Origin of the sequence: Streptomyces sp. NPDC005752, from assembly GCF_040630715.1 — a bacterium.
Classification (GTDB): Bacteria; Actinomycetota; Actinomycetes; order Streptomycetales; family Streptomycetaceae; genus Streptomyces.
Window position 1 is genome coordinate 32,149 of record NZ_JBEXYB010000009.1, and the last position, 4,571, is coordinate 36,719.

Annotated in this window: 4 protein-coding genes and 2 pseudogenes; 2 read left to right on the top strand and 4 right to left on the bottom strand. The window is 71.5% G+C overall.

Annotation, left to right across the window (positions count from 1 at the left end; genetic code table 11):
• Positions 1 to 9: 9 nt before the first annotated feature.
• Positions 10 to 381 (bottom strand): annotated as a pseudogene (locus ABZ441_RS09865) (X-Pro dipeptidyl-peptidase); the annotation flags it as partial.
• 15 nt (positions 382 to 396) lie between these two features.
• The gene (locus tag ABZ441_RS09870; RefSeq protein WP_358970319.1) at positions 397 to 1,896 is read right to left on the bottom strand and encodes a SulP family inorganic anion transporter; all 1,500 of its coding nucleotides are present in this window, start codon (positions 1,894 to 1,896) and stop codon (positions 397 to 399) included.
• A 416-nt stretch (positions 1,897 to 2,312) separates the two neighbouring features.
• Here ABZ441_RS09870 and ABZ441_RS09875 point away from each other — a divergent pair, with 416 nt between their 5' ends.
• On the top strand, positions 2,313 to 2,702 hold the full coding sequence (locus ABZ441_RS09875) for a MerR family transcriptional regulator (protein ID WP_358970614.1): 390 nt from the start codon (positions 2,313 to 2,315) through the stop codon (positions 2,700 to 2,702).
• A 29-nt stretch (positions 2,703 to 2,731) separates the two neighbouring features.
• Positions 2,732 to 2,889 (top strand): annotated as a pseudogene (locus ABZ441_RS09880) (tRNA-dihydrouridine synthase); the annotation flags it as partial.
• Positions 2,890 to 2,991: 102 nt separating this feature from the next.
• Here the strand turns inward: ABZ441_RS09880 and ABZ441_RS09885 are convergent.
• Positions 2,992 to 3,711, bottom strand: coding sequence for a type VII secretion system-associated protein (locus ABZ441_RS09885; RefSeq protein WP_358970321.1), 720 nt, complete (start codon positions 3,709 to 3,711; stop codon positions 2,992 to 2,994).
• Positions 3,704 to 4,504: a type VII secretion system-associated protein gene (locus tag ABZ441_RS09890; RefSeq protein ID WP_358970324.1), complete on the bottom strand. Its 801-nt coding sequence runs from the start codon at positions 4,502 to 4,504 to the stop codon at positions 3,704 to 3,706. The genes ABZ441_RS09885 and ABZ441_RS09890 overlap by 8 nt, the downstream gene beginning before the upstream one ends.
• Positions 4,505 to 4,571 lie beyond the last annotated feature (67 nt).

The following is a 4,571-nucleotide window of genomic DNA, read 5'->3' on the forward strand; positions in this document are numbered from 1 at the left end:
ATCACCTTGTCAGGAACCGCTGACCCGGTCCCCTGCGCGGTCGCGCGCGGAGCCCGGCCTGGTCGCGTCCGTCCCGGCGGCCTTGGTGAACGGCAGCACGAGCCGGGAGGGGTGTGCGGCGTCACGGTAGATCTTGTGGGTGACGGGGCGGCCCACCGGCAGGTGGAAGGCGTCCGGAGGCAGCAGGGCGTTGTGCTCGTCGGCCAGAGGCTCGGCGTTGGACAGCTCCGCGACCAGCCGGTGTCCCGGCAGGAACGTCGCCCCGAACGGATAGACGCGCAGTACGTACTCCTCGATCTTCCCCGGCTCGACCGGCACGGCGCGTGTGTGCGGGTGGCGCGGGTCGCCCTCCGTGGTGCGCTCCTCGTCGAGCTCACGGTGTGACGCCCGACACGGTCAGTGGCCGCCGGTCAGTTCGCCGCTCAGCCGTGCGTGGATCCTGGCACTCGGCTCGTTGAGGCCGATGATCTCGACGGTCTTGCCGCGCTGGGCGTACTTGGTCTCGATGGCGTCGAGGGCGGCGACGGAGGAGGCGTCCCAGATGTGGGCGGCGGTCAGGTCGATGACGATCCTGTCGGCCTCGGTCGCGTAGTCGAACCGGCCGACGATGTCGTTGGACGAGGCGAAGAACAGCTCGCCGGTGACGGTGTAGACCACGCTGTCGCCGTCGGGGCCGGTCACCGCGGTGACGTCGGCGAGGTGGGCCACGCGCCTGGCGAAGATCACCATGGCCGTGACGGAGCCGACGACGACACCGACGGCGAGGTTGTCCGTGGCGACCACGCAGGCCACGGTGACGGCCATGACGGCGATCTCGCCGGCAGGCATCCGCCTCAGCGTCCCGGGGGCGACGGAGTGCCAGTCGAAGGTCGCGAAGGAGACCATCACCATCACCGCGACCAGGGCCGCCATGGGGATGTCGGAGACGACCGGACCGAAGACGATGCAGAGCACCATCAGGAACGAGCCCGCCAGGAAGGTGGAGAGGCGGGTTCGGGCACCGGACACCTTCACGTTGATCATGGTCTGGCCGATCATGGCGCAGCCGCCCATGCCACCGAAGAATCCGGTGACGATGTTGGCGATGCCCTGACCGACGGATTCGCGGGTCTTCGAGGAATGGGTGTCGGTGATGTCGTCGACGAGCTTGGCCGTCATCAGGGACTCCATCAGGCCGACCAGCGCCATGGCGAGCGCGTAGGGGGCGATGGTGGTCAGGGTGTCCGTCGTGAACGGCACGTCCGGCAGGCCGGGCACCGGAAGGGAGGACGGCAGGTCTCCCTTGTCGCCGACGGTCGGGACCGCGATGCCGGCGGCGACGGTGATCACGGTGAGGACGACGATGGAGACCAGCGGGGCCGGGACCACCCTGGTGATCTTCGGGAAGAAGACCATGAGCATGAGGCCACCGATGATCAGCGGGTAGACCGGCCAGGGCACGTCGTGCATCTCGGGGACCTGCGCCATGAAGATCAGGATGGCGAGGGAGTTCACGAAGCCGACCATGACGCTGCGGGGTACGAACCGCATGAGCTTGGCGACGCCGAGTGCGCCGAGGACGATCTGGAAGACGCCCGCCAGAATCACGGCGGCGACCAGGTACCCGAAGCCGTGTTCTCGGTTCAGGGGTGCGATCACCAGCGCCACGGCGCCGGTCGCCGCGGAGATCATCGCGCGGCGCCCACCGACGACGGAGATGGTCACCGCCATCGTGAACGACGCGAACAGGCCGATCGCGGGATCGACGCCGGCGATGATCGAGAACGAGATCGCCTCAGGGATCAGGGCGAGCGCGACCACGAGTCCCGCCAGGACCTCGGTACGCCAGACCTTCGGGTCGCGCAGCCAGTCGGGACGCAGACCGCGCAACCGTGCGGCCGGGGACAGTACGGACATGGACAAGAGGGGCTACCTGTCGTAGTCGGGCACACCCGGCGGCATCAGGGCGTGCGGGGAGGAACGGGAGGGACCGGAGCGGTCCTTTGTGGAGGCGGCGTACGGCGGGCCGAAGTCACAGGGATGGCGGACACGGGTGAGCGGGACCCGGAACTACCTGGGGCGGAGGATCACGGCGGGCAGGCGGAGACGCCGGGTGTCATGGACATGCGTGCGCTCAACTCCTGCGGGACGGTCTTCGCCGGGAGCGTCATCGGCCCCGGCGCGGGTTACGGAACCGGGGCCGTCCCGCGCGGGCGACCGGAACCGCCCCCGAGGGCTCCGCAACTCTAACCTAACGTTACAGTAGAGATCGACGCCGGCCGCCCCGGGGCCCGGCGGAAGAAGAGGAAAGGCACCGCGTGAGCAGCCGGCACATGCAGATCGGTGAGGTCGCCGCACGGACCGAGCTGTCGCTGCGCACCATCCGGCACTACGAGGAGACGGGCCTTGTCATCCCTTCCGCCCGCTCACAGGGAGGGTTCCGCCTCTACACCGAGGCCGACGTCGCACGCCTGATGGTCATCCGGCGCATGAAGCCGCTCGGCTTCACCCTGGACGAGATGCGCGACCTCCTGGAAGCCACGGACCGCCTCGACACCGGTGAGGCACCGGCGGCCGAGGAGAGGGACCGACTCCTGGAGCGCGTCAGGGCGTACGAAGTCACCGCCGCCCGGAAGATCGAGGATCTCCGGATCCAGTTGGCCCGCGCCGAGGACTTCGCCGCCACGCTCCGCACGCGCCTGGAGCGCTCCGCGCGACCCTGACCGGCCCGATGCATCACCCCCGGCCTCATCCGGTGGTGGCCGTCGGCGGGATCACCGACACGGAACAGGCCGAGAAGATCCTCGCGAACGGCGAGGCGGACGCGGTCCTCGTCGGCCGGCAGCTGCTGCGCGAGCCCACCTGGGCCCCCGGGCCGCCCACGCGCTGGGCGACCAGGTGCGCATCCCCCGCAGTACGGCCGGCGCCCCTGAACCGGAGGCGAGCGGGGTGGCCCGAAGCGTGCGTCGGGCACAAGTACCCGAGGATTCCCCGGAATTCGGTGAACGCCTGTCAGCGCGCAGCAGGCGGACCTGAGTGAGGGGAACCCTCCGCAGCGGGAGGAGCCGCCGGCTCGCCGTCCGCGGAACCCCGCAGCTCTCCCCTCTCCGGCCCGTCGGCCTCGGACCCGGCGGCCCCGGGATCCCCCGCCTCGCGCAGCACCTCCGCGAGCCCGTCCGTGGTCAGCACCATGCTGACCGGGGCCGAGCTGTTGAGGCAGAGGCTGTGACCGGAAGGGATCCGGCCGAGCAGGTCCACGACCGGCAGCCGTTCGAACCCCAGCTGCCCGGCGGCCTGGAGATAGCGGGGGGAGGTGAAGACCGGGACCACCGCCGTGCCGTCGGCCGCCGACGCGCGCACCGGCTCGCCGTCCGCCGTGACCAGCACCGCCACGTCAGTCCTGGCCAGGGCCGAGGTGACGTCCTCCACCGGGCCGTACCCGGTGGTGGCGAGCTGGATCGCGCGGTCCACGTCGTCGGCGGGTTCGGGCCATCCCATCGCCTCGGGTGACGGCCTGTAGTCCTCGTTGTCCTCCCACTCGACGATCTCGCCCTCGGAGTCGGAGCGCCACTGGCCGACGACGGCCCACTCGGGCGGCGGGCCGTCCCCCTGCCAGGCGGGATCGGACAGGTAGAGCCAGTGGTCAGGTGCCAGTCGGGCGGCCTGGACGAACTCCTCGGGCGGCACGGGATCCTTGGGGGCGGCGGGGGTCTCGGCGCCGGACTCACTCATCTTGGCCTCGCTTGCTGGGGGTACCTGATTCGGGGCGGGGGTGCCCGGTGGTCCGGGCCCGGTGCACTTCGCCGGACGTTTCGTCCCACCGTGCGCGCAGCTCGTCCGCCGGGACGAGCAGGGAGGCGGGGGCCGACGAGCTGAGGAACATCACGTCCCGGCCGGACGGCAGCCGGTCGAGGAGATCGGGAAGCGTCATCGTCACGTACGCGGGCAGTCGGTCCTCCGACGCCTCCGGCGGCAACGTGAAGACGGCCACCGCGTGTGCGCCGCCGGGTGCCCGTGTCCACGCCGGCTCTCCGTCCCCGGCCACGCACACGGCCACGGCGCCGGCCTCCGCGATCGCCTCGGCGACATCCTCGTCGGGACCGTATCCGGTGGCCGCCAGGTGCAGGGCGGCGTCGGCGTCGTCGACCGGCGGGGCCCAGCCGAGCGCGGCGGGCGAGGGCCGGTAGTCCGGGTTCGCCTCCCAGGAGACGATCCGGCCCTGCGTGTTGCTGCGCCAGCGGCCGAGCACGGCCCACGGGGGCGCGGGCTCGTCGTCCGTCATGCCCAGCCAGTGCCGGTCCGTCACGGACAGCCAGTGATCGGGGGCGGTACGGGCCGCGGCGACGATCTCCTCGGGCGGGACGGGGAAGTCCGGCTCGCCGCGCGCGACGGTCACGCGTGGCGGGGCAGGCGCCTCGAAGGCGGATACCGCTGCGGGCTCGGATGCCGTACCGGAGGCGGGCGTCGTTCCGGGAGCGGTGGTCGGCCCGGGGGCGCCGTCCGGCTGTCCGCTGGTGGTCGGCATGGGGTCACTCCAGACAGTCACGCCGCGCGGAGGCCCGGCTCGCGGAGGAAGACACGAGGACATCTCA